This window comes from Actinomycetota bacterium, assembly GCA_014360655.1.
Lineage (GTDB): Bacteria > Actinomycetota > Geothermincolia > Geothermincolales > RBG-13-55-18 > JACIXC01.
The window spans coordinates 62,181-86,989 of sequence record JACIXC010000014.1 but is presented as its reverse complement, the minus strand read 5'-3'; the positions used below and the strand labels follow the sequence as shown (position 1 = coordinate 86,989).

At 65.1% G+C, this 24,809-nt stretch carries 20 protein-coding genes, 5 tRNA genes and 1 other RNA gene; 5 read left to right on the top strand and 21 right to left on the bottom strand.

Annotation, left to right across the window (positions count from 1 at the left end; translation table 11 throughout):
* The 5 genes from H5T73_10190 to H5T73_10170 form a co-directional block, all read right to left on the bottom strand.
* On the bottom strand, positions 1 to 3,213 hold a 3,213-nt coding region (locus H5T73_10190; GenBank protein MBC7248130.1), incomplete at its 3' end, for a pre-peptidase C-terminal domain-containing protein.
* 465 nt (positions 3,214 to 3,678) lie between these two features.
* Entirely contained in the window at positions 3,679 to 4,941 is a 1,263-nt protein-coding gene (gene clpX, locus H5T73_10185; GenBank protein MBC7248129.1) for an ATP-dependent Clp protease ATP-binding subunit ClpX, read from the bottom strand.
* Between the two features lie 189 nt (positions 4,942 to 5,130).
* Positions 5,131 to 5,748, bottom strand: coding sequence for an ATP-dependent Clp endopeptidase proteolytic subunit ClpP (gene clpP / locus H5T73_10180; GenBank protein MBC7248128.1), 618 nt, complete (start codon positions 5,746 to 5,748; stop codon positions 5,131 to 5,133).
* Positions 5,749 to 5,843: 95 nt separating this feature from the next.
* Positions 5,844 to 7,259 (bottom strand): trigger factor, encoded by a 1,416-nt coding sequence (locus H5T73_10175; GenBank protein ID MBC7248127.1) that lies wholly within the window; start codon positions 7,257 to 7,259, stop codon positions 5,844 to 5,846.
* Positions 7,260 to 7,361: 102 nt separating this feature from the next.
* Positions 7,362 to 7,446: transfer RNA gene (locus tag H5T73_10170), tRNA-Leu, on the bottom strand.
* Positions 7,447 to 7,711: 265 nt separating this feature from the next.
* Between H5T73_10170 and H5T73_10165 the strand changes: the two genes are divergently transcribed.
* Both H5T73_10165 and H5T73_10160 read left to right on the top strand, forming a co-directional pair.
* Positions 7,712 to 7,787, top strand: a tRNA-Arg gene (locus tag H5T73_10165).
* A gap of 11 nt (positions 7,788 to 7,798) precedes the next feature.
* Positions 7,799 to 7,874, top strand: a tRNA-His gene (locus tag H5T73_10160).
* A gap of 15 nt (positions 7,875 to 7,889) precedes the next feature.
* Here the strand turns inward: H5T73_10160 and H5T73_10155 are convergent.
* From H5T73_10155 to H5T73_10140, 4 genes are all read right to left on the bottom strand, one after another.
* A complete protein-coding gene (locus tag H5T73_10155) occupies positions 7,890 to 8,489 on the bottom strand; it encodes a hypothetical protein (GenBank protein ID MBC7248126.1) in 600 nt (199 codons plus the stop codon).
* Positions 8,486 to 10,003, bottom strand: coding sequence for a TrkH family potassium uptake protein (locus tag H5T73_10150; GenBank protein ID MBC7248125.1), 1,518 nt, complete (start codon positions 10,001 to 10,003; stop codon positions 8,486 to 8,488). Before H5T73_10150 ends, H5T73_10155 begins: the two co-directional genes overlap by 4 nt.
* Before the next feature lie 52 nt (positions 10,004 to 10,055).
* Positions 10,056 to 10,682: a hypothetical protein gene (locus H5T73_10145; protein MBC7248124.1), complete on the bottom strand. Its 627-nt coding sequence runs from the start codon at positions 10,680 to 10,682 to the stop codon at positions 10,056 to 10,058.
* Between the two features lie 98 nt (positions 10,683 to 10,780).
* Positions 10,781 to 10,858, bottom strand: a tRNA-Pro gene (locus tag H5T73_10140).
* A gap of 473 nt (positions 10,859 to 11,331) precedes the next feature.
* Between H5T73_10140 and H5T73_10135 the strand changes: the two genes are divergently transcribed.
* Positions 11,332 to 11,407, top strand: a tRNA-Gly gene (locus H5T73_10135).
* Positions 11,408 to 11,601: 194 nt separating this feature from the next.
* On the opposite strand, the gene H5T73_10130 is transcribed toward H5T73_10135, so the two are convergent.
* The 5 genes from H5T73_10130 to H5T73_10110 all read right to left on the bottom strand — a co-directional run bounded on the left by H5T73_10130 (position 11,602) and on the right by H5T73_10110 (position 16,184).
* Positions 11,602 to 12,219 carry an XTP/dITP diphosphatase gene (locus H5T73_10130; protein MBC7248123.1) on the bottom strand — a complete coding sequence of 206 codons (618 nt, stop codon included), beginning with the start codon at positions 12,217 to 12,219 and terminating at the stop codon, positions 11,602 to 11,604.
* 73 nt (positions 12,220 to 12,292) lie between these two features.
* Positions 12,293 to 12,997 carry a ribonuclease PH gene (gene rph, locus H5T73_10125; protein MBC7248122.1) on the bottom strand — a complete coding sequence of 235 codons (705 nt, stop codon included), beginning with the start codon at positions 12,995 to 12,997 and terminating at the stop codon, positions 12,293 to 12,295.
* Between the two features lie 34 nt (positions 12,998 to 13,031).
* Complete coding sequence (locus H5T73_10120) at positions 13,032 to 13,799, bottom strand: MBL fold metallo-hydrolase (GenBank protein MBC7248121.1); 768 nt, start codon at positions 13,797 to 13,799, stop codon at positions 13,032 to 13,034.
* Positions 13,796 to 14,614: a glutamate racemase gene (locus H5T73_10115; GenBank protein ID MBC7248120.1), complete on the bottom strand. Its 819-nt coding sequence runs from the start codon at positions 14,612 to 14,614 to the stop codon at positions 13,796 to 13,798. Before H5T73_10115 ends, H5T73_10120 begins: the two co-directional genes overlap by 4 nt.
* Positions 14,615 to 15,470: 856 nt before the next feature.
* Positions 15,471 to 16,184, bottom strand: a complete 714-nt coding sequence (locus H5T73_10110) for an MBL fold metallo-hydrolase (GenBank protein ID MBC7248119.1) — start codon at positions 16,182 to 16,184, stop codon at positions 15,471 to 15,473.
* 322 nt (positions 16,185 to 16,506) lie between these two features.
* On the opposite strand from H5T73_10110, the gene smpB reads away from it, so the two are divergent.
* Both smpB and ssrA read left to right on the top strand, forming a co-directional pair.
* Positions 16,507 to 17,007 carry an SsrA-binding protein SmpB gene (gene smpB / locus H5T73_10105; protein MBC7248118.1) on the top strand — a complete coding sequence of 167 codons (501 nt, stop codon included), beginning with the start codon at positions 16,507 to 16,509 and terminating at the stop codon, positions 17,005 to 17,007.
* A 432-nt stretch (positions 17,008 to 17,439) separates the two neighbouring features.
* Positions 17,440 to 17,786: a transfer-messenger RNA gene (ssrA, locus tag H5T73_10100) on the top strand.
* Positions 17,787 to 18,095: 309 nt separating this feature from the next.
* Here the strand turns inward: ssrA and H5T73_10095 are convergent.
* From H5T73_10095 to prfB, 7 genes are read right to left on the bottom strand one after another with little or no spacing between them, the layout of a single operon-like run.
* Positions 18,096 to 19,391: a S41 family peptidase gene (locus H5T73_10095; protein MBC7248117.1), complete on the bottom strand. Its 1,296-nt coding sequence runs from the start codon at positions 19,389 to 19,391 to the stop codon at positions 18,096 to 18,098.
* 37 nt (positions 19,392 to 19,428) lie between these two features.
* Entirely contained in the window at positions 19,429 to 20,328 is a 900-nt protein-coding gene (locus H5T73_10090) for an ABC transporter permease (protein ID MBC7248116.1), read from the bottom strand.
* Positions 20,321 to 20,995 carry a cell division ATP-binding protein FtsE gene (gene ftsE, locus H5T73_10085; protein MBC7248115.1) on the bottom strand — a complete coding sequence of 225 codons (675 nt, stop codon included), beginning with the start codon at positions 20,993 to 20,995 and terminating at the stop codon, positions 20,321 to 20,323. Before ftsE ends, H5T73_10090 begins: the two co-directional genes overlap by 8 nt.
* A 15-nt stretch (positions 20,996 to 21,010) precedes the next feature.
* Positions 21,011 to 21,994, bottom strand: coding sequence for a transketolase family protein (locus H5T73_10080; protein ID MBC7248114.1), 984 nt, complete (start codon positions 21,992 to 21,994; stop codon positions 21,011 to 21,013).
* Positions 21,987 to 22,862 carry a transketolase gene (locus H5T73_10075; GenBank protein MBC7248113.1) on the bottom strand — a complete coding sequence of 292 codons (876 nt, stop codon included), beginning with the start codon at positions 22,860 to 22,862 and terminating at the stop codon, positions 21,987 to 21,989. The genes H5T73_10080 and H5T73_10075 overlap by 8 nt, the downstream gene beginning before the upstream one ends.
* A 29-nt stretch (positions 22,863 to 22,891) precedes the next feature.
* On the bottom strand, positions 22,892 to 23,623 hold the full coding sequence (locus tag H5T73_10070) for a phosphatase (GenBank protein ID MBC7248112.1): 732 nt from the start codon (positions 23,621 to 23,623) through the stop codon (positions 22,892 to 22,894).
* Positions 23,623 to 24,669: a peptide chain release factor 2 gene (prfB, locus tag H5T73_10065; protein MBC7248111.1), complete on the bottom strand. Its 1,047-nt coding sequence runs from the start codon at positions 24,667 to 24,669 to the stop codon at positions 23,623 to 23,625. The genes H5T73_10070 and prfB overlap by 1 nt, the downstream gene beginning before the upstream one ends.
* Positions 24,670 to 24,809: the final 140 nt, after the last annotated feature.

Here is a 24,809-nt window from a genome sequence, read left to right as displayed (position 1 = left end):
GTTCTTCTTGCCCTCGTTGGTCTGGAAGGTCAGGTCCACGGTGACCTCGCTGTCGTTGGGGTTCTGCACGAGCACCCAGGTCTCCATGCCCCCGTAGGTGGTGCCCTCGGCCAGGTACCAGGTGGGGGCGCTCGCCTTCCGGAAGCCCAGGACGAAGAGGGAGAGGGAGGTGACCTCGCCCGTCACCCTGTTGGCCGCCGTGTCCACTCCCAACGTCACGTCCTTCCAACTCCCCCCCTCGTAGTGGAGCATCTTTATGTCCTCCTCGCGCGTACCCGCGGGCAGGGATCCCTCGTCGTAGGGCAGGGTGATCCGTATCTTCCCGGAGTAGGTGGCGTCCGTGGTGATGTCGTAGCAGCTTCCTCCCAGGACCTGGAAGTTGGCCACCGAGGGGTCGGACTTCGGGGTGGCGGTGGTGTTCCCGCCTCCCGTCACGTTATCGAAGGTCGCTCCCTTGCCCCCGCCGAGGTCCACCGGGACGTTGGAGCCGGGAGGCGTGTTGCCTCCTCCGCCTGCGGCGGTCACCGTGAAGCCCCCGACCAGGGTCGCCTCCTGTTCGTCCTGGTTTTTGATGAACACGTTCCAGGGTCCCGGAGCCCGGTTTTCGTAGAGGGTGAACTTGCATGTGATGCTGGTGGGACTCTGCACCACGATATCTGTCGCCAATATAGGATTATAAGCAGGCTGGCCTTCATTGGCGTGTCTCAGGCATACGAAGGGCGCCCCCCAGAAGCCCGTTCCCGTCAGGGCGACATCGACGGTGGCGCCCGACGCTCCCGAGCCGGGATCGACATTGGTGATGGTCGGCGCCGGCAGGCCTCCCGTGATCATGAAGCCGCCTGGAAGTGTTCCCACCTCGCCGTCGGGGTTCATCACGTTCACGTCCCAGGGTCCCGAGTTAGCGCCGGCGGGCAGGTCGAACTCGTAGCGGGCTTTGGTCGAACCGTAGAACCCATAGAGCGTGCCGGCGATGTCGGGCTCGTCCTTCCTGCTCAACCAGGCCGTGGGGTAGGCGGGGTGGGCCTCCCAGAAGCCGGTGCCGTAGATGTCCACTTTCACGTTCTCCGTGCCCCTCTGCGCGTGGCCGGGGCTGGTGGAGGTGACGGTGGGCGGCGGCATGGGGTTCATGACCCTGAAGCCGTAGTGAAGCGTGTCGTCGTACATGTCGTCGGGGTTCATGATGTACACGTCCCATTTATCCGGCAGGGCGCCTGCCGGAAGGGGGAACCTGCAGGTGATGCGGTAGAGGCTGTGTACCACGACGTCGGTCGCCTCTATGTCGGCCTGGTCTTCCTTTTGCAGCGCTATATACGGCTTGTCCGTGTCCGACTCCCAGAAACCGTAGCCCGTGATCTCGACATCGACGGCATTCTCGCGTATTCCCCAGCTGGGGTCTATGGAGTTGATCTTGGATTTGGGGTAGATAAGGACGAACTCGGATAAGGAATCCGTGCGGCCGATGGCCACGTTGTTGGCCGTATCGATTTCCGTGGTGATGTCCTTCCAGCTTCCCCCGTCGGTATGCTTGAGCACGTGTACCCCTTCCACCGCAAGACCTAATAGCAGCTCAAAGGGCATCCTCACCTCGGCAGTCCCCTCGAAGGTGGCGGAGGTAGAGATGTCGGCGCATCCCCGGAAACACCAGTGATATGAGAACTCCTCATCCGTGGGGTTCGGCGCCGGCGTCTTGATGGTGTTGCCCGGCACGGTCACGCTTTCAAAGGTGATAGAATCGCCGCCGCCCAGGTCCACGGTGACGTTGTCGCCCGCCCTGGTGTTGTACGGCACCAGGCGCAGCAGGGTGCCGTTGTCGCCCGAGGCCCAGGCGTGGTCGGGATTGTAGGCGTATATGCTGGTGAGGTTCTCCGTGCTGACGTTGTACATGAAATGCCAGCTCTCTCCCCCGTCGGTGGTCCGGAGTATGGTCCCCCCGTCGCCCGCCGCGTAGGCGGTGGTGGAGCTCAGGGCGCAGACGGCGTTCAGCGAGCCGGCGCCCGCTGGCGCTTTGTACACCGACCAGCTTCCGCCCCCGTCCAGGGACTTCAGTATGGTGTCTCCCCCCACCGCCCAGACCACGCACTGGCCCCTGTCCTCCAGCGTCCAGCAGCCCTCGAGCTCCTGCGGCATGCCGGGCGGGAGCTCGACCTCCTCCCAGCCCCCGGTAACGCGGTGCAGCACCCTGCCGCTGTAGCCGTGCGTCCCCACCGCCCAGGCGTCGCCGCCGTGCTGGTGGATGTCCAGGACGGCGTACCAGTCGCTCAAGAACTCCGCTGACCAGCTATATCCCCCGTCAAAGGTACTATAGATGAAACCGGCGGGTTCATAGTAGCCCCCTATCCACGCGTCGAGGCCGCTTGTCGCCTCCAAGGCGTACATGTAGCTGTTGCCTCCATGGTATGTCCAGGCTTCTCCGCCGTCGGTGGTCCTGGCCACCCCGTATCCCGGGGTGTGCACGCTGCCCACCCAGACCGTCTCCTCGTCGACCACGGAGATTTGCCGCGTCCAGTCGAATTTATAATCGGGATCCGGATGTTCGAGGTTGAAAACCTGCCAGCTCTCACCGTAGTCGGTGGTCTTGAGCACCTTGCCGTCGGCGGGGGCCTCCGGGTCAAGCACCGCGTAGGCCACGTTCTGGCCGCAAGCCTCCACCTGCGCCACGGAATACTCCGCCAGCGGGGGCGACATCCCGGGGGGCCCGACCTTCTCCCACACGCGGTCGGTGACCAGGTCGCTGCGGCTCACGCCCAGCAGGTAGGTGTCGCTCCCGGAGTAGTTCTCTTGCGACATGACCTCGATATAGTACCTGCCCTTTGCGGGGTTCGCCCTTTGGATGCGCTCGTCCTGGTTGTTCCCGTTGCCGGATCCGTCGATGATCTCGCCTGCAGAGTCATACAGCCACAGGTCGTAGTCGCAGGATTCCGGTATGCCGGTGAGGGTGATGCACAGGGCACGGCAACCTTGCGGCACGTCGATCCAGTAGAAGTCACGGTCCCCCTGCGGGGAGATCAGGGCCTCGTAGCTCCCCGGGGACAGCGGCCCGTACGCATGCCCTATGTCATCATTGGGCTCGTAGGGATCGGCGTCGGCCGAGGCGGCCTCCCCGCCGAGGGGCGGCCGCGCCCCCAGAGGGGCCAGGACCCCCATGCAGAGGAGCGCCGATGCCAGGAGGACGAACATCCTGGCGGGCTTCGCGTAACGGCCAAAGGTTCCCATCGCTCACACCTCCATGCCCTCGCATAGGCGCGCTTGGCCGCAACGCGCCCCTTCCGGTACTCCCCGCCACGAGCCGCCGTTCAGCGTATCCCTCGGCCAGGCTCGCCCGCGGCGGCGTGCCCTTTCTTTAAGTCTTACGCCACGCCGCAAACCGTCGGCTGTGAGTATCGAGCGGAATCCTTAACGTAAAGGAAAAGTTGGATGGTGGGAAGAAAACGTCATGCACCCCGTGAAACCATCCATCTTCCTGGATGATCCCATCTCGTCACCCCCATGCGCTACAGAAAAGCGTCCCGGGGAAAGCGAACGATCACCTGAGGCGCATTTCCTGAAGCAACCGGCAACCCTCAATCGTAACGAGATATCGATTTTCCAAAAGTATTCTAAAATCGGTATCGAAAGGGTGTCAACGCCTGTGCTGCGCGGTAAACGACATGGGGGGCGCGGGGTGGAGGGGAAAGAGAATCAGGCGCTTTCCTCGTCCTTGTAGTCGCTCGCGGCGGTGACCAGGGTCGGCTCGATGTTCTTGTCGATGGTGTCCTTGGTGACCACGCAGCGGATGATGTCGTTGCGCGAGGGCAGCTCGTACATCACGTCCAGGAGGCACTCCTCCATGATGGCCCGCAGGCCCCGCGCCCCCGTGGTCCTCTGCATGGCCTTGCGCGCCACGGCACGCAGCGCCCCTTCGGTGAAGCGCAGCTCCACGCCGTCGAACTCGAAGAACTTCTTGTACTGCTTCACGAGCGCGTTCTTGGGCTCGGTGAGGATGCGGATGAGGTCGTTCTCGTTAAGGCCGTGGAAGGCGGCGATCACCGGCAGGCGACCCACGAACTCGGGGATGAGCCCGTACTTGAGCAGGTCCTCGGGCATGACCTGCTCGAGGATCTCCCCGATGTTCTTCTCCTCCGGCTTGCGCACGTCCGCCCCGAAACCGATGCCCTTCTTGCCGATGCGGTTCTCCACTATCTTCTCCAAGCCGGCGAAGGCGCCCCCGCAGATGAAGAGGATATTGGTGGTGTCGATCTGGATGAACTCCTGGTGGGGGTGCTTGCGCCCTCCCTGGGGCGGCACGCTGGCCACCGTCCCCTCCAGGATCTTGAGCAGCGCCTGCTGCACCCCCTCGCCGGACACGTCCCGCGTGATGGAGGGGTTCTCGGACTTGCGCGCGATCTTGTCTATCTCGTCGATGTAGATGATCCCCGTCTCCGCCCGCTTCACGTCGTAGTCCGCGGCCTGGATGAGCTTGAGGAGGATGTTCTCCACGTCCTCCCCCACGTAGCCAGCCTCGGTGAGGGTGGTGGCGTCGGCGATGCAGAAGGGCACGTTGAGCACCCGCGCCAGGGTCTGGGCCAGGAGGGTCTTGCCGCAGCCGGTGGGCCCGATGAGGATGATGTTGCTCTTCTGCAGCTCCACGTCGTCCCCCGCGTAGGACCCCACCTGGATGCGCTTGTAATGGTTGTACACGGCCACGGAGAGGATCTTCTTGGCCTTGTGCTGCCCGATGACGTAGTCGTTGAGGAAGGCGTAGATCTCCGACGGCTTGGGAAGTTCTTCCAGGCGCAGCTCGGGGGTCTCCGCCAGCTCCTCCTCGATGATCTCGTTGCACAGGTCGATGCACTCGTCGCAGATGTAGACGCCGGGGCCGGCGATGAGCTTCTTCACCTGCCGCTGGCTCTTGCCGCAGAAGGAGCACTTGAGCAGGTCGCCGCCCTCTCCGAACTTCGCCATGTGACACTTACCTCCAGACTCGCTTCCGTCCGCCGCACGCTCACATGGTCTCAGCCATATTATCGGACGGAATCCCCTCTTTCCTCACCCCCGGGCCGTGTCCCCGAGGCAGACGCCTCCCCGCTTCCCGGACCGCCATCCCTCCCCGCCGTTGCGCCTGCAGGCGCGCCACCCGTCCCGTCGGACGCCCTACTTGGCCTTCGCTTTCTCCTCCTCTTCCTCTTTCCTCTCGATCACTGAGTCGATGACCCCGTATTCCAGGGCCTCGTGGGCGGTCATGATGAAATCGCGGTCGGTGTCGGCCCGTATCCTCTCCAGCGGTTGCCCGGTGTGGTCGGAGAGGATCTTGTCCAGCAGGTCCCGCAGGCGCAGTATCTCCCTGGCGTGGATGTCGATGTCCACCGCCTGGCCGCTGGCGCCCCCCGCCGGCTGGTGCAGCAGCACCCGCGAGTGGGGGAGGGCAAAACGCTTCCCCTTCGCCCCCGCGGCCAGCAGCAGGGCCGCGCCTGAGGCCGCCTGCCCGATGCATATGGTGGAGACGTCGGCCTTCACGTACTGCATGGTGTCGTAGATGGCCAGGGTGGAGGTGACGATGCCGCCGGGGCTGTTGATGTAGAGGTGGATGTCCTTCTCCGGGTCCTCCGACTCCAGGTGCAGCAGTTGCGCCATGACCAGGTTGGCCACGTGGTCGTCGATCTCCGTGCCCAGGAAGATGATACGGTCCTTGAGCAGCCGGGAATAGATGTCGAAGGACCTCTCGCCCCTGCTCGTCTGCTCTATCACTATGGGTATCAGGCTGGTTGCCATGCTGCATCATCCTCTTTCCTCAGCCAAGGCGCTTCTGCCTATTCGTTCGTCTAACAGAATTATACCCGCACGGGGCGGGCCTTCCACCTCGCCTCTCACTCCCCTGACTCCTCCGCTCCCTCCCCGGGAGACCGGGTGTCGCCGGCGCCCTCTCCTTCCGCCACCTCACCGGCTCCCTCGCCACCCGAGGAGGCCGCCTCCCCTCCTTCACCGGCAAATACGGCATGCTCCCCTAAAAACTTGAGGGCTTTTTCCATGAGCAGGTCCCGGCGCAGCTCCTCGAGGCCTTCCCTCTCCTGCAGGGCGGACCGCAGGGTCTCCGCCTTGATGCCGATGATGTCCGCCCTCCTCTCGATCTCCTGCGCCAGCTCCTCATCGCTCACCTCCAGGCCCTCCTGCCTTATCACGGCCTCCAGGACGAGCTCGTTGCGGATGAGCCTTCCCGCCTCCTCGCCGAACTCCTCCTCCATGCGCTTCTCGGTGTAGTTCACGGCCGCGAGGTAATCCTCCAGCGATATGCCGCGGGTGGAGAGCCTGGCCTCGAGGTCCTGCCTGCGCCGCATGACGTACCCGTCTATCATCTTCTGGGGGATGTCGACGTCCAGGCGGTCCGCGATCTTGCGCAGCGCCTGCAGCCGCACCGACTCCTTCGCCCGCTCGCTCTTGATCCCCTGCAGGCGCTTCCTGATGTCCTCCCGCAGCTCCCCTATGGTGTCGAACCTGCTGGCCTCCTTGGCGAAATCGTCGTTCGCCTCGGGCAACTTCTTCACCTTGACCTCTTTTACGATCACCTTGAAGGAGGCTATCTTTCCCGCCATCTCCTCGTCGGGGAAGTGCTCGGGCACCTTCACCTTGATGTCCAGTATGTCGCCCTTGCGCTTGCCCCTGAGCTCCTCGTTGAACTCGGGCCAGATGTTCTCCGTGCCTATCTCCAGCATGAAATCCTTGGCCGAGCCTCCCTCGAAGGGCTTGTCGTTCACCGTGCCCTCGAAGTCGATGAGGGCGTAATCGCCGTCGGCCAACGTCTTGCCCGACGCCACCTCGAGCTGCGCGAACCTCTCCCGCAGGCTGTCCAGGGCCCGCTGGACCTCCTCCTCCGTCACCTCCTCGTCGGGCCTTTCCACCTCCACGCCCCTGTAGTCCGCGATCTCCACGCGGGGCCTTATCTCCACCACGGCCTCGAAGAGGAGGGGCTTCCCGTCCTCCACCTCTATCTCGTCCACGTCTATCTCCGGCTCGTCGATGGGCTCGATCCCCAGCTGCTCCAGGGCCTCCTGGAAATAGGCGGGAAGATTGGCCTGCTTCACCTCCTGGCAAACGGGCTCCATGCCCAGCCTGGCCTGCAGCACGCGACGCGGGACCTTTCCCCTGCGGAACCCGGGCACGAAGACCTCGCGTGCTATGTCGCGGAAGGCGCGGTCGATGGCCTTGGTCACCTCCTCGGCGGGCACCTCCACCCGGACGCGCACCTTGTTCTTCTCCACTTCCTCCATCTCGGCTCTTACGGTCACCTTCAACGCTCCTTCCACTTACTTCCTGGAATTCCCGCCTGCAAGTCCGCTCCCCGCCGTCAGCCCGAAAAATCCCTTTGCCTTTCCGGGGGCTGGAACGGTTGGTGCGAGAGGGGGGACTCGAACCCCCACGGTTTCAACCACTGGATCCTAAGTCCAGCGCGTCTGCCAATTCCGCCACTCTCGCCCGGGTCTCGGGAGCGATAATTATGCTACTACAGGCACCGGGGCAAGGCAATAAAACACGCATTTCAGCCCGGTGCGCCCTCCCTGTCCCCGGGAGACGAGGGAGCCCCCGCCCACCGGAGCGGCGCCGACCCCGTCCAGGTCCCACCCGTAGACCCTAAAGACGATCACCGTTCGCCACAGCGTCCCGCCCCGGGCGAAGGGCGGTACCCCATGCCCCGCGGCGTCCAGGGTTTGGTATATAATAGTCGTGACCATCGGCAGATGCGCCTGTAGCTCAAAGGATAGAGCAACGGACTTCTAATCCGTGGGTTGGAGGTTCGAGTCCTCCCAGGCGTGCCAGGTATTACGCGGTGGGGGTAGCTCAATCGGCAGAGCACTGGGTTGTGGCCCCAGAGGTCGCGGGTTCGAGTCCCGTCCCTCACCCCATTTTCTTTTCCGGGTTTAATCCACGTCCCGGCGCAGTAGGGCGCGGGCGCTCCTGCGGTCCTCGAGACGCCTTAGGAAAAGCGGCCCCATGGTTGCCAGCGCGAAGAGGAAGGCCAGGGGCAGGCCCAGGTATTTCCACCCATCCGGGGAGACGTCCACCTCCCTCCCCGGCTCTATCACCCGTACCGAGAGGGCGTGTATGTCGAACTCGCCGCCGTGCTCCCCGCAATCGGCATGGAAGACCCCCCTCACCTCGATAAAGTCCCCGAGGCTCCCGTGCCGTCCCAGCCCGCCTATCTTCTCCGCCTCCTCCGCGGGCATCCACACGCCCAGGCCGCTGTTGCCTCCCCGCAGCTCACCCGCCTCGTGCAGGGCGCGGAGGCTGTAGTGGTCGTCGTTCACCATCACCCAGGCGAACTCTCCCCGCCGCATCACGTCCCCCACCGCCTCGCCCCGGAAGACCACCTCCTCGCCGTCGTAGGACTCCCAGTCCTGCAGCAGCGTTCTGCTGTCGACCTCGCGCCCGCCTCCTTCCGCCCATGCCTGCGACGCCGCAAGGCACGGCAGGAGCGCGAGGATGAGAAGCGCGCATGCGGCGGCGAGAGACCTCCTCATCTCCTCCTCCCGAAAAGCCCGGCCAGGAAAACCGCCATGGCGATCACCGCCAGCACCTCCAGCCTCCCCGCCCACATCTCGAAGATATACACTACCTTCAACAGGGTGGGCATGGTGAAGGAGGTGACACCCGTGGTGAGCCCCACGTTGCCCGCGGCGGAAACCGACTCGAAGGCGGAGGCGGTGAGGCCGTATCCGTAGAAGAGGCCCACCACGGTGCCCAAAAGATAGAGGCCCAGGTAAAGAAGGGTGACCATGAAGGCCGTGGAGGTAAGCTCGTCGGTCAGGACGTATTCCCGGATATGGTGGAAACGCTCCACCACCACGGCGGAGGCGGGGGAGAGGGCTTTCCTCGCCCTCTGCTTGATGTCCTTCCCCAGCATGCCCACCCTGATGGACTTGATGGCGCCCGAGGTCGAGCAGGAACAGCCGCCCAGGCCCATGGCCACGATGAGGGCGAAAAGCGCGAGGTCTCCCCACCTCGCTCCCATCTGCGGCCCGTACACGGTCATGAAACCGGTTCCGCTGTGTCCCGAGACGAGCTGGTAAGCTCCGCGGCGGAGGTCTGCGGCGAAACCACCGAAAGCGCCGGCCAGCGTCAGGCCTCCCAGCACCAGCCCCAGGGTCACGACCATGGTGGTGAGAAGGGTCCGGGTCTCGATGTTCTTCACGAGCTCACGCGGTTTCCCCCTCCAAACCTCGTGCTGCACGGCAAAATTCAGCATCCCCAGCACCATGAAGACCATGGTGATGAGCTCCACGGGGAGGCTGTGGTAGTAGAGCACGCTCTGGGCCTGGGGGGTGAACCCGCCGGTGTCGAAGCCGGCCATGAAGAGGCAGGAGGCCTGGAAGAAGGAGCGCACCGGCGCCATCCCCTCCAGCATCAGGCATATCCCCAGGGAAAGCGTCCCGGCGGCCAGGTAGGCCACGCTGACCCGCCAGATGAAACGGGAGCTCTCCACAACGTTCGGGAGTATGCTCTCCCTTCCCTCACTCATGTAAAGCTGGGCCGCGGCGCTGGAGCCGGCCATGAAGTAGGAGACCACCAGGACGACGATCCCCTGCCCGCCAAGGAACATGATGAAATGGCGCCAGAAGTTCATGCCGTAGGCCATGTGGTCCAGGTCATGGACCAGGGTGAGGCCGGTGGTGGCCAGCCCGGACATGGACTCGAAGCAGGCATCGAGGTAGGATGCATAATGCCCGTTGAGGTAAAGTGGCAGGGCCGCGCAGAGCATGGCCGCCAGCCAGGATATTGCCACGATCACCAGCCCCTGGTTCCAGGTGACCCTGCCCCTGGGGCGCAGCAGGAAGAAGAGGAGGTTCCCGGCCCCCACGGTCAGGCAGGCGGAGATGAGGAGGTCCAGCACGCTCGCCCACTCCCCGGCCACCAGGGAGATGAGCGTGGGCACCAGCATGCACAGCCCGAGGGCGATAAGCACCAGGCCCACGTAATGGAAGATGTTCTCCAGGTCGGCACGTGACGGCCTCGTCATCTTCTTGCTCTCCCGCACGGGTCGTATGCATGCATCGCCTGCGTACCTCCCGCCATGTCTTTCCCTCGCTTCAATCCACTCTGAGCGTGAGGTAAGACACCATCGCCTTGGAGGTTAGGCGGAAATCGCCCATGTCGTGCGAAAAACAACATTCGCGCAAGGGTCCGAGGTCTCTCCCTCCCCAGCGGCAGTTGGCGTCGACCACCCTGTAGATAGCGTCCAGTCGGAAGCGGCAGCGGCGGCCGAGCTCCGTCACCCCCGCTATCCTCTGTCCTGGATCGGTGCCCAGGAGGGGCGCGGCCAGGCGGGGAAGGAAGCGGCAGTAAAGGGCGCTGCCCGCGACGGCTTCCGGGATGCGCGGTGCGACGCGGTTGACCGCCTTCAGCACGCCCCTCTCCGCATACTCCACCTCTATGCGCAACGCGTCCCTGTCCCCCGCGGCGACCTCGACGGTCCAGAGGCCGCCCGTGCGACGGGAAGCGACGGGGACGACCTGCATGCGATCGAAGCGGTGGATGGAGGATACCAGGTCCCTTCCCCCCTCGCTGTCCACGTAGAGGGTACGGAAATCTTCCGGGGTGAAATGGAAAACGGCGCGGTAAGGCCCTACCGGGGTTTCCTCCCAGTCCTCGATCAAGAAGACGTCGCTGGGGCCGAACTGCAGGGCGGGGATGAACCATCCCCTCTCCACGATCATCGACCGCACCCCCTCGCTTTCGCCTCTGCGATGCTCCCGGCCGCCTTTCCCACCGCCGCGCCATGCATGGACCATGCGTTATGGAGGCCCGTAAAATCTGGTCGGGGTGGGCGGATTTGAACCGCCGACCTCATGCTCCCAAAGCATGCGCGCTGACCAAGCTGCGCCACACCCCGACGGGATGATTATACCAGCACGGGAGCGGAGTGGATAACGTGCGGGGGAGCGGATACGGAGCCCACCTTCTCGGGTGGGGCCGGCTTCACCGGCGTCGTCGCCCTCGCGGATCATGCAGGTACGCGAGGGGGAAAGGACGATCGGAAGCGGCGCATCGTTTCCGGGAACGTTCACAGGGTCGCAAGGGGTCGAGGGGCATCCCCGCCGAACCGGGCCACGACCATTATGGCTTTTCAAGGCCTCGCGAAAAGCCCGCTCATGCCCAGGTCAGCCCCTTCAAACCGGCAAATCACCGTGGCGACGGCGAGGAAGAAGGGCCCTCCAAGGCGCAGGTCATCGCCTGTTCATACCCTTCCCGGCGCGAGAGCCGGGCGGCGCGTGGAGTAGAGAATAGGCGGGCCGAAAAGAGCAAACAGCGCTCACCGGATATGTTAGAATAACCCTGCGGACCGGCCGAAGGACGCGATTCCGGGCGGGAGTAGCTCAGTTGGAAGAGCGAGAGCCTTCCAAGCTCTAGGTCGCGGGTTCGAGGCCCGTCTCCCGCTCCAGAAGAAAGCGGGGCTCAGGCCCCGCTCTTTTTACGTGCCGGGACCCCGCGTGCCGCGCCGCTTCCCGCGGCATGCTCACCGGCTGGAACCACCACGCGAAGCGGAGCGGGCATGCGCGCGGGGAGGAACCGTGCGGACCGAGGGCGACCCGAGAGGCGTGCGCGAACCAGGAGCAACGCGCGAACGGCGGGGCATCATACGAAAAGCCAGGCCGGTTCACCCGCCTCCAGCAACGCACGCAGGTGACGCAGCGCCTTGCCGCGATGGCTTATGGCGTTTTTTTCCTCGAGGGTGAGCTCGGCCATGGTCCGCTTCTCCCCCTCGGGAACGAAGACGGGGTCGTACCCGAAGCCGCCGGCCCCGCGGGGAGCGGCGGCGATGCTCCCCTCGCAGGTCTCGCGTATCACGAAGCCCTCTCCCGCGGGAGACGCCAGGGCCAGGACGCACACGAAACGCGCGCGCCTCTTCCCCCGCGGCAGGCCACGCATCCTGCGTAACAAAAGGTCGATGTTCGCGGCGTCGTCGCCATGCTCCCCGGCGAAGCGGGCGCTCCTCACCCCGGGCTCTCCTCCCAGCGCATCAACCTCCAGGCCGGAGTCGTCCGCCAGCGCGGGCAGGTCGGCCCAGCGGGCCAGCCGTGCCGCCTTGGCGAGCGCGTTGTCCTCGAAGGTCTCCCCTTCCTCGCGCAGCTCCGGCCAGTCCTGGAGATCATCGCAGCACAGCAAGCGCACGGGGACGCCGGCGAGCTCCGACCGTATCTCCCTGATCTTGCCGGGATTGCGCGTGGCGAGCAGCAGGCGCGGCTCCCTCAACTTCCCTCCCGCGAACGGCTCTCCGGGCGTCCTCTCCCACGACGCGCTAAAGGCCGGGGGACCCTTGCCGGTCTCATCCCTCCAGCACCGCCTCTCCCTCCTCGGAGAGGAGCGCCATGCGCTGCAGGCGCATGATCCTCTCGATGCCCTTTTCGGCCAGCCCCAGGAGATCGTCCAGCTCCTCCCGGGAAAAGGCCCTCTTCTCCGCCGTTCCCTGCACTTCCACCAGGCGCCCGTCGCCCGTCATGACCACGTTCATGTCCACCTCGGCGGACGCGTCCTCATCGAAATCGAGATCCAGCAAGGGAACCCCGTCTACGATGCCCACGCTCACCGCCGCCACCGCCTCACTAAGGGGGATCTCCGCCAGTTTTCCCTCCGCCACCAGGCGGCGGAAGGCCTCGTGGAGGGCCACGTAGGCCCCGTTGATGGCCGCCGTCCTCGTGCCCCCGTCCGCCTGGATGACGTCGCAGTCGATCCAGATGGTGTACTCGCTGAAAGCCTCCATGTCCGTGACCGCGCGCAGGGAGCGCCCGATGAGGCGCTGTATCTCCAGAGTCCGTCCGCCCTGCCTCCCCGCCACCGATTCCCTGTTCATCCTCTCCCTGGTGGACCGCGGCAACATGCCGTACTCCGCCGTCACCCAGCCTCGCCCCGAGCCGCGCAGGAACTGCGGCACCCGGTATTCAAGGCTCGCCGTGCACACCACCATGGTGCGGCCCATCTCCACCAGGGCCGAGCCCTCGGCGTGCGCGAGGTAGTTGCGCACCATCCTCATCCTGCGCAGCTGATCCGGCCTCCTGCCGTCCTTCCTATTCACCACCCTCACCTCCCAGCTCGACCCGCATCCCCTCGCGGGCAAGCCCTAATTCCCCTCCGAACGCCTCGCTCGCCTCGGCGAGGATCTGCCGGGGGTCGAAGGTCGGCCATATGTGGGTCAGGAGCAGGCGCGCCGCACCCGCTTCCGCCGCCGCCGCCGCCGCCTGCGTGGAGGTGAGGTGGCCGTGAGAGGCCTCCTCCTCGTAGGAGGCAGGAAGCGTGGCCTCGCATATAAAGAGATCCACGCCCCTCGCCGCCTCCACCAGGGCAGGGGCGGGAGAGGTGTCCGAGGAGTAGGCCATGCTCCACCCCTTTCCCTCCAGCCGCACGCTGTACCCCTCCACGAGATGCCTGGTCGGATAGGCCCGGACGGCGATGCCGCCCACGCGATAGGTCTCCCCCGTCCGCAACTCCTCCTCCCGGAACACCCGGGGAAGAAACTCCCTCGCGTCGTCGCCAAGCAGGCAACCCATCAGGGAAAGCCCCCCGCGGGGCAGGATGAGGCGCAGTCCCCAGGGCCTGTCCGGGTGAAAGCGGAGTGCGTAATAGAGCGGATAGAGATCGCCGAAATGGTCGACGTGCATGTGGGTGATGAGCACCGCGTCCAGTTCGGTAATATCTACCAGCTGCAGCAGGTTGGAGAGGCATCCGTTTCCCAGGTCCACCACCAGCTTCGCGTCCCCGTCCCGCACCAGGAACCCGTTGCAGGCCCCGCCCGGACGGGGATAGGTGCCGCTTGCGCCCAGCACGTCCAGCCTCATGGCCTCGTGCCCCCCAGGGGAAGCTCCACCCTCTCCACCTTCTCCACCTCGGGTCCCAGGAATATCCTTCCAAGGGAAACGGCCTGCCCTACGTCGCCGGAACACATGAAGCGGTAATCGGGAGAGCGTCCGCATTCCCGCAGGTATCCCCGCCTGGCAAGGTTTTCCTCCACCTCCCTGGCCACCTCCTCGTCGGAACTTATCAGGCGCACGCCGTTTCCCATCACCCTTGCGATCACCGGCCGCAGCAGGGGGTAGTGGGTGCAGCCCAGTACGAGGGTGTCGACCCCCCTCGCGCGCAGGGGAGCAAGGTAACGGGACACCTCCTCCTCCACCCTGCCGCCTTCCACCTCGCCGCGTTCCACGAAATCCACCAGGGTGGGACAGGCGCGGGAATGGACGTGCGCCCCCGCGTCCAGCGCGTGGATGGCTTTCTGGTACGCGCGGCTGCGGATGGTGGCCACGGTCCCGATGACTCCGATGCGCCGGTTGCGCGTGGCCTGCACGGCTCCCCTGGCCCCCGGCTCCACCACCCCCAGCACCGGCACATTGCACCTGCGCTGCACCTCGAGGAGCCCGGCGGAGGTGGCCGAGTTGCAGGCGACCACGATTATCTTCACCCCCAGCGACTCCAGGAAGGAGGCGATCTCCACCGCGAAACGGCGGATCTCCGGAATCTCCCGGGGACCGTAGGGCCCGCGTGCGTTGTCGCCGAAATAGACGATGGACTCCGCCGGCAACCTGCGCATCACCGCCCGCATCACCGTGAGTCCCCCCACGCCGGAGTCGAACATTCCGATGGGTGCCTCGTTCAATCCCTCGCTCCAGTCATCCAGGCGCCTTTCCTTTTGCGCGAATTCATGCCTGTTCTCCCGCTCCTTATGCATCCCTGTCCTTGTGGGTCGTTTCCGTCCGTTTTCTCCCGTACGGCCTTAATCCTCCTCATGGCCGTCATGGCCGCACGGGCGGAAACGTGCAACGATTGTAGCACGGCCCGCCAACGCGATTATTGTAAACCATGCGCACACCCGAGGTCCCCGCGGTCTTACTGCTCGCGGGCACAGGGCCCACGGGCACGTAGGCCGGAGCTCATCTCGCGCCTGATGCGCGGGTGTAGGACTCTTTACGGCGGCCGGGCCGCCGGGTAACGGTCTCGGTCGGCGCCGCGTACCTTTCCTTCTACCGGCCCGGGGCCTCAGGGTAACGGTCTCGCTCGGCGCCGCGTTCCTTTCTCGTAAATCCGAGGCCTTGGGTAAGGCGTCCTCGCTGCGACCGACCCTGTAGTTCCCCGGGCTTGCTGGGTGGGAATCCGTCCTTCTTCCGGCCCGGGGCCTCAGGGTAACGGTCTCGCTCGGCGCCGCGTTCCTTTCTCGTAAATCCGAGGCCTTGGGTAAGGCGTCCTCGCTGCGACCGACCCTGTAGTTCCCCGGGCTAGTTGGGTGGGAATATGAAGGCCGCTTGCGATGTCGCTCGCCCGACCCCCGGACCCGGCCTGGGTGGTTGGTTCAATAGAGGCGTGATACGAGCGAACCTATAGTTACCCGGGCCAGGTCGGGTAGGGTATCAAGATGGCGGCCCGCCATGCCTCACGGAGTGGTCCCATGGGAGCGGGTCATGCCGGGTGGGTGCGTGGCCTCCACGTTCGCCGCGTCACGCTCCGAGGGGGGGCGCTCAGGAGTTCAACGGCCAGATCTCGCCCCGGGAAAGGCGCGAACGGAAAAGGGGACCGGCGCCGCCCAGGATGGCCTCACCGTGGCCTGGAAGCAGTATGTCGAAATCGATCCCGGAGATCTTTTCCAGGGAGCGACAGGCCGCCTCTGGATCGGGGGTGAATTGCTGCGGCGGCCCCTCCAGAACGCCGTTCTCGTTGCGGATCAGGTCCCCGCTGAAAAGTATGCCCCTTTCTTCCTGGTAGAGGCATATGCTGCCCGCCGTGTGCCCCGGAGCGTGTATGATCTCGAGCCCTCCCGCGAGATCGAGAAAATCCCCGTCACGCAACGTGCGGTCCACCTCAAAGGGACGGTAACGGAAAAAGGGCCAGAGTGACATGTAAAAGATCAGCTTCGAGGTCTCCACCTCGAAGCGCTCGTAGGGAACCGTTCCCCGGGCGAAGGGCGCGTCGTCCTCGTGGATGGCGGTTCGGAGGCCGTATCTCTTCCGCAACCCGGCCACCGTCCCCACGTGATCGCCGTGGTAATGCGTCGCCACGATAAGATCCAGGTCCCGGGGCGTGGCGCCCATGCGGCGTAATCCCAGGTGGATGGCGGGAAGGTCGACCGGAAAACCCGCGTCCACGAGGGTGAGGCCGTTGCCGGTTATCAGGTAGATGTTGGACCCGAAGGACCTACCTATCAGGTAGATGTCCTTCGTCAGGTTAACGGGCATGTCATCCTCACGAAGTACTCTCGCTCTCCGCTTGTGCGCCGCTGGCCCAGCCCGCGAGCCGTTTCCGTGCTTCGCCACCGCTGGGCCTGGGGCGGTCTTGCTCACTCCCGGCGAAACGCGACGCCTTTCCGCCGCGTCCCTTTCCTGCTCGGGAAAACCACCCGCCGCCTTGAATCCGCCGTCGGGTATGCCGGGCCCCTACACGGCGCCTGATCGCCGATGCGGAATCCAATGCGGAATTATAGACCCTTACCCCCGCCGGTAAAAGCAGTGAGAGCAATCCGTTGCTGAACCTCGCACCGAACTGGGTTATGATGGACCCATGAGCGGAAAAGGTCACGAGGGGAAGCGGGTGCGCACTTTCGCCGAAAACCGCAAGGCGCGGCGTGACTATCACGTCGAGGAGAGGTTCGAGGCGGGTATCTCCCTGCTGGGAACGGAGGTAAAATCCATCCGGGAGGGAAAGGCTTCCCTGCGGGACAGTTTCGCGCGCTTCAGGGAAGGGGAGCTCTTTCTCGAGAACGCGCATATCGCCCCCTACAGCCACGGCGGCGCCTTCAACCACCCTCCCCTGCGGGAGAGGAAGCTGCTCATGCGCCGGGATGAGCTGCGGCGGTTGCAGGGCAAGGTGGCGGAGAGGGGATACACCCTGATACCGTTGAGCCTTTATCTCAACGAGAGGGGAAAGATAAAGGTGGAGCTGGGGCTGGCGCGCGGCAAGGCAAAGGCCGATCGCCGCCGCGAGATCATGGAACGCGATACGCGCAGGGAGCTGGAAAGGAGCTTGAAAGCGTCGCGCGGGCGCGGCATCCGGGAGCCCTGACCGCGCCATCTTCCCCTGCGACCTCATATACCACGCCCCGTCAGCCCGTCTGCCCACACGGCCGCCATGAGCGTTTCATCTCGCGCCGCTCGTGACCTCGTTACCTCGTGGCGCCCGTGACCGCGTTACCTCGTGGCGCCCGTGACCGCGTTACCTCGTGGCGCCCGTGACCTCGTTGCGTCGGGCTGCGCAGGCGTCGCTTCGGGGGTCTTGTAAAGAACAGGCTGGTTGACAGCAAGTGTTCATCCGGGATATACGCGTCCCGCGGGACAGGCGCTTCGGGGATCTCGTAAAGAACAAGCGGGTTTGGCGGGTCTGGGGGACCTCCACGCAGAGGACGGGATAAAGGAGAGGAATCCGGCATCATTTCTAAAAAATCGCTTTCGTAGTAGAATAAGAAAGTAGAAAAACAGGAGATGGACCTTGAAAAGCGGGGGCGAAACGGCTTCGACAGGGATCGGCGGACGCAGTGGGAGCGAGCCGGGGGCCCGCGCCCCGTAAGCAAGCGGGAAAAACAATAGACGCCGACAGCGAGTTGGCTCTGGCCGCTTAATAGCGGCCCGTTCCGCCCCGGGAAGCCCGCGACCGGGGACGGGGCGTCGTGCAGCGGGCTTGCCGAGGTCCAACTCCCGTAAGGACCGAGGGACAACCCTGACGGGATAGCCGAGTGCCAGCCTTCCGCCGGGCGGTCACGAGGCGAAATGAAAACGGCGGATACGCTCGTAGAGCCCACGCGATCGGGTTTCTGGACGGGGGTTCGACTCCCCCCGCCTCCACCAGCTAAATACATGAGGGCCCGTTTCGCGGGCCCTCGTTTTTTCTCTCACTCCCACCCGAAAAGCACTTATCCAACACCCGGGAAACACAGGTTCGCTCGTGTCGCGCCTCTACTGAACCACCCACCAAGGCCGGGTCCGGGGGTCGGGCGAGCAACATCACAAGAGCCCTCCATAGTTTTACCCACCGAGGCCGGGAACGACCAGGTCGGTCGCAGCGAGCCTGCGAGCGAGACCGTTACCCGGCGGCCCGGCCGCCGGAAGAAAGACCTATCACACACAAGATGAGCCCTGAGCCCCGTGTCTCCTGGCTCACGGGTGGGAGCGGGCGAGCTCCAAGGCCTTCTGTAGCTGCAGGTCCTCCTCCCCCACCACGGGGTTCTTCACGGTGAAGTCGGGAACGATGCCCTGCTCGTCGATGTTGATACCCGAAGGGGTATAATACCTCGCTATGGTGAGGCGTATGCCGGTCCCGTCATCCTGGCGGAAGATCTTCTGGATGGAACCCTTGCCGAAGGTGGTCTCCCCCACCAGCCGGCAGCGCTCGTTATCCCGCAACGCGGCGGCGAATATCTCGGAGGCGCTGGCAGAGCCGCGGTTCACCAAAACCACCACGGGAAGGTCCCAGGACACGTCCTCGTCCGCACTGTACTCCCTGTTTACCCCGGACGTACGGCCCCGCGAGGACACGATGACCCCCCCGCGCAGGAAAAGGTCCGCGGCCTCGATGGCGGGCTCCATGTAACCGCCCGGGTTGGACCTGAGGTCGATGACCAGAGACCGCGCCCCCCGCGATGCCAGGTCGCCGAGCGCCTGCCGCACCTTCTCGTCGGCGTCCTCCGTCCAGTCCGATATCTTCAGGTAGCCAACGTCGCCGTCCTTTATCTCCGCCTGCATCACGGGCACCTCGATCTCCCTGCGCACGATGTCGAGATAGACGGTCTCGGGCGAAGGCGGCCTCCTTATCCCCAGCCTGACCACCGTGCCCTGGGGGCCGCGGATGAGCATCACCACCTCGTCCAGCTCCAGTGCGGTGACGTCCTTCCCGTCCACCTCCCTGATGATGTCCCCCTCCTTCATCCCCATCTCCTGCGCGGGCGTGTTCTCCAGCACCTTCACCACCCGGATCTCGTTCTTCACCTTCTGCATGGCCACGCCTATGCCCGAAAAGTGCCCCGCGAGCTGGGTGTCCAGCATCTCGAGTTCCTCCCGGGTCATGAAGGAGGAAAAGGGGTCGTCCAGCGCATCGACCATGGCCTGGATGCCGCGGGCCACGAGAGCGTCCTCGCCGGCGCCCTCCGCGGCCATCCTGCGCGTGCCCTTCGCCGCCGCCTCCAGGAGCTCGCCCTGGTCCACCTCCTCAACGTAGTTGCCCCTGACGATGTTCTGCGCGTCGCGGTAGGCCCCGCTCGACCACAGCATGTCCTCAAGCTCCCTCAGCTCCCCGTCGGAAGCGGAGGAGCGCGCGGACGTGGATTCTTCCGCCGTTTTTCCCCGCGAAGAGCTCAGGAGGTAGGGAACGGTGAAACAGGCGCCCACCAGCAGAAGGGAGATGCAGACGGCGGCGATGATTATCAGGCGGTCCCTGCGAACGAGATCCTCCTGCAAGAAAAGCCCTCCTCGCTCTCCTCCGCCACCCGGCCCCTCACACCTCCAGGAAACGTCCCAGGGCGTAGGCGCTTCCCAGGGCCCCGATGATCACCCCTCCCGCCAGTATGCAGGGGACGAGCACCAGCAGCAGCCCCGAGGAGAGGGAGAGGCGGAGGAACTGGAGGTTCTCGATGAGCCTGTCCAGGATCCAGACCTTCACCGAGAGGGCGACGATGATGGCGACCAGGGAACCCACCAGCCCCTCCAGCACGCCCTCCAGGATGAAGGGCCAGCGGATGAACCAGTTGGTGGCCCCCACCAGTTTCATGATCCCCACCTCGCGCCGGCGGGCGAAGATGGCCACCTGGATGGTCACCGAGACCAGGAGGACGGCGATTATCGTCAGGGCGATCACCGCCACGATGCCTATCTGCCGGAACTTGTCGAAGATGTTCTCCAGCTTCTCGATGGCCGAACTGGCCGACTTGATGTCCTCTATGCGCTCCCGGTACGGGGCCTCGTTGTCGATCCTCCCCACCACCAGGCCCACGTCCTTGGGGTCCTTGGTCATCAGCTCGTAGGAGTTGGGCAGCGGGTTCTCGTCTATGTATTCCCAGAGCTCCGGCTGGTCCTTGAACCGCTCCTTGAACTCGGCGAGGGCCTCGTCCTTGCTCTTGTAGTAGACCGACTTGGCGTCCACCTCGGGGATGGAGACCAGGAAGGCCTCGATGGCCTGCAGCTCCTCGGCCGAGGTGAGGTCGGAGAGGTAGACATCCACCTCGCCCACCTTGCGCTCCGCGTTCTTGATCATGTTGCTGAACATGTTCCACCCCATGACCACCAGGCCCAGGATGCCCAGGGATACGGCCACCACGGCGATGGCCGCCACGGCCAGGATGAGGTTCTTGCGCAGGGAGGCCCAGGTCTCGGCGGCGAAGTACTTGAGCTTATTCATACCCGTACACGCCCCTGTCCTGGTCGCGGATGATGCGCCCGTTCTCCAGCGCGATCACCCTCTTGCGGAAGGCGTCCACGATGGCCTTGTCGTGGGTGGCCACGATGACCGTGGTGCCCGTGGAGTTTATCTTTTCCAGCAGGCGCACGATGCCCGCCCCCAGCGAGGGATCGACGTTCCCCGTCGGCTCGTCGGCCAGCAGGATGGGGGGGCGGTTGATGAAGGCGCGGGCGATGGCCACCCGCTGCTGCTCCCCCCCGGAGAGCTCGTCGGGGAAGGCGTCGAGCTTGTGGCCCAGGCCCACCAGCTTGAGCACCTCGGGGACCTGCTGCTCGATGAGGCGGTGCGATTTCCCGGTGACCTCCATGGCGTAGGCCACGTTCTGGAAGACCGTCTTGTGGGGAAGCAGCTTGAAATCCTGGAACACGCAGCCGATCTTGCGGCGCAGGTAGGGGACTTTCCACTTGCGCAGCTGGTTGATGTTGGTGTCCGCGATGTAGATCTGCCCGCTGGTGGGCTCCTCCTCCTTTATGAGGAGCTTGATGAAAGTGGTCTTGCCGGAACCCGAGGGACCCACCAGGAAGGCGAACTCGCCTTTCTCTATGTCGAGGGTGATGTCCTCCAGGGCATAGACGTTGCCCTTGTATACCTTGGTCACCCTTCTCATCCTGATCAAGACGGATCAACTCCTCTTCCTCTTCGCGGCCCTGCTCCGGCCGCTTCCATCACCATCACACAACGCCCGAGCGGCCTCGGCGATGTGACGCGCCCCGAGCCCGTAGTGTTCCACCAGCTCCTCGACGGAGCCCGAGCGCCCGAAGCGGTCACGTATCCCCACCATGCGCATGGGAAGGGGCATCTCCTCGGCCAGCAGCTCCGCCACCGCGCTCCCCACGCCGCCGACCACCGTGTGTTCTTCGCAGGTGACCACGCGTCCCGTGCGCGCCGCCGTCTCCAGGATGCCCTCCCGGTCCAGGGGCTTCACGGTGTGCAGGTTCACTACCTCCGCCTCCAGGCCCTCCTCCGCGAGCAGCTCCGCCGCCTCCAACGCCTTGTGGACCATGAAACCGCAGGCGATCAGGGTGACGTCTCGGCCGGGGCGCATGACCAGGGCCTTCCCGAACCGGTAATCGTAGTCCTCGTCGAAGAGCACCGGCACCTTGGGCCTTCCCATGCGCACGTAAGCGGGACCGTCCAGGTAGGCCACGGCCTTCACCGCCTCCCGCGTCTCGTGGTAATCGGCGGGGACCACCACCTTCATGCGCGGGATGGCACGCATGAGGGTGATGTCCTCCAGCGCCTGGTGGGAGGAACCGTCCTCCCCGACGGTGATACCCCCGTGGCTTGCGCATATCTTCACGTTGAGGTCGGAGTAGGCGATGGTGTTGCGCACCTGGTCGTAAGCCCTCCCGCTGGCGAAGATGGCGAAGGTGGAGGCGAAGACGATGTGGTCCGTTGCGGCCAGGCCGGCGGCGGTGGCCATGAGGTTCTGCTCGGCCACCCCGCAGTCCACGAACCTCTCCGGGAAGCGCAGCTTGAACTTTTCCGTCTGGGTGGACTTGGCCAGGTCCGCGTCCAGCACCACGATACGCGGGTCCCTCTCCCCCAGCTCGAGAAGGGCTTCCGCGTAGCCGTCCCGCGTGTAGCGCATCTCGCGGTCACTCATCAACGCCCTCCAGCTCCCGCAACGCCCTCTCCGTCTCCTCGGGGGTGGGCGCCCTGCCGTGGAAATCCACGTTGTTCTCCATGAAGGAGACCCCCTTCCCCTTCACGGTGTGGGCGATGATCATGCAGGGCGCGGCGGCGGCGTCGGTGAGGTCCAGGGTGCGGCAGATCTCCACCACGTCGTGGCCGTCCACCTCCCACACCTCCCAGCCGAAGGAGCGCCACTTTGCCGCCAGGTCCCCCAGGCTCACCACCTCGCAGCACCACCCGTCTATCTGCATCCCGTTGTTATCCATTATCGCCACCAGGTTGTTAAGGCGGTGGTGGCCCGCCAGCATGGCCGCCTCCCAGATGCCGCCCTCCTGGCTCTCGCCGTCACCGATGAGGGCGTATACCCGCGCCCCCACGCCGTCCATCCTCAGGCCCAGCGCCATGCCGCAGGCCGCGGAGAGACCCTGCCCCAGCGACCCCGTGGAGATCTCCACCCCCGGCGTGCGGAGGCGGTCCGGGTGTCCCTGCAGCATGGAGTCCAGGCGGCGCAGCCGCCACAGCTCCGAGCGGTCGAAATAGCCGCAGCGGGCCAGCACCGCGTAGAGGGTGGGGGCCGCGTGTCCCTTGGAGAGGACGAAGCGGTCGCGCAGCCTCCACTGCGGCTCGCGCGGACGGTGGTTCATCTTGTAGAAATAGAGGCTGACCAGGATCTCCACGCAGGAGAGGGAGCCGCCGGGGTGGCCGCTCCCCGCCTCGCCTATCATGCGCACGATGTCGATGCGGAGCTCCCTGGAAACTGTTTCCAGCTCTTCCCTCAACTCCTCCGGCTCCGTCTCCCTCAAAGCCGCCCCTTCCCTTCCTCGAGAAACCACGCTCATGTGCATTACCTTCCTCGCTCGCGGCCGGCTCACTCCAGGCGAAGAGGCTTCCCCCTGGAGCCCAGGAATTCCTCCAGCCTCTCGATGGAGTAGTTTATCACGCTCTCTTCGGCGATGTCAGTTTCCTGCAATACTTCTACCGCGTGCGAGAATTCTCCTGCAAAGGCGGCCACGTGGGCGTCGCTCCCCACCGCCACCAGCCCGCCCTTCGCGGCCAGCAGCCGCGCCATGAGCAGGCAGTTCTCCTCGCTGCCGCTGCGGGTGTGCACGAAGGAGCTGTTGTTCACCTCCAGCGCCTTTCCCTCCCGCACCGCCGCCTCTACCACCGCCTCCATGTCCACCGGGAAGGCGGGGTTATCGGGGTGGACGATGATGTCCACCAGGGGATGGCGCAGGGCGGCGATGAGGGCGGCGGTGTTCTCCTCGGGTGATTCTCCCCTGTAACCCGTGTAGGGATGCAGGCCCGCGTGCACCACGTCCAGCGACTCCAGGACCCTGTCCGGGAGGTCGAGGCCTCCCTCCGTGTCCAGTATGTTGGCCTCGACGGAGCGCAGTATCCATACCCCGTGCATACGGCGGGGGAGCACCTTCAGGTTCCAGAAATGGTAAAGATTTCCTGATCCCGGGACGGCCGGTCCGTGGTCTGCAATGGCGATGGCCTGCAGCCCCTTCTCCGCCGCCCAGCGCGCGCATTCCTCCACCGTGGAATAGGCGTGCCCGCTGGAGACGGTATGCACGTGCAGATCGACCGCGGGGTTCATCATGCCCCGGCACCTCCGGCCTGCCAGCGCAGGTAGGCGTCGATGAAATCGTCCAGGTCGCCGTCGAGCACCGCGTCCACGTTTCCCACCTCCATGCCGGTGCGGTGGTCCTTGGCCATGCGGTAGGGGTGCAGGACGTAGGAGCGGATCTGGCTGCCGAAGCCGATATCCTTGCGCTCTCCACGCAGTTTTTCTATCTCCTTCTCCCTCTCCCTGCGGGCCAGCTCGAAGAGGCGCGCCTCGAGTATGCGCATCGCCGTCTGGCGGTTCTGTATCTGGGAGCGCTCGTTCTGGCAGGAGACCACGATGCCTGTGGGAAGGTGGGTGATGCGGACCGCGGAATCGGTGACGTTCACGTGCTGGCCACCCGCCCCGCTGGAGCGGTAGGTCTCCACGCGCAGCTCCTTGGGGTCTATCTCCACGCTTCCCGCCTCCTCGAGCATGGGGATTACATCCAGGGAGGCGAAGGAGGTGTGCCTGCGCCGCGAGGCATCGAAGGGCGATATGCGCACGAGGCGGTGCACGCCCTTCTCCGCCAGTAGCAGGCCATAGGCGTTGCGTCCGTGCACGGTGAAGGTGGCGCTTTTAATGCCCCCGCCCTCCCCGGGCTGGACGTCGTTCAGGTCTACCTTGAAGCCCCTGCTCTCCGCCCAGCGCAGGTACATGCGCAGGAGCATCTCGGCCCAGTCCTGCGATTCCAGCCCTCCCGCGCCCGGGTGGATGCTCACGATGGCATCATGGGAGTCGAACTCGCCGCCGAGTAGGCTCTCCTCCTCCAGGCGGTCCACCTTGCGGCGGAGCTCCCGGGCCCCCCTCTCGATCTCCTCCTCCAGGCCGGGGTCGTCCTCCTCCTCCGCCAGCTGGGCTAGCTCCTCGAGCTCCCTTCTCTCCGCATCCAGCCGCTCCCAGTTCTCCACCACGTTCCGCAGGGAGGCCAGTTCGGCCAGGATGCGGCGTGCCTTCTCCTGGTCCTCCCAGAGATCGGGGCGGGCGGCCTCCTTCTCCAGCCCGGCCACCTGCTCCCGCTTACCCTCGATGTCAAAGATACTCCTTTATCTTCAGGAGCCTCTCTCCGATCTCCTCCAGCAACTCCTCCTCCTTCGTATCCCGCGTTTCCTCCCGTGCCGGCCCGGGCACTCCCGGGGCCGCCGCCTCCCGGGTCCGCCGCCTCCCGGCTCTCCCGGCT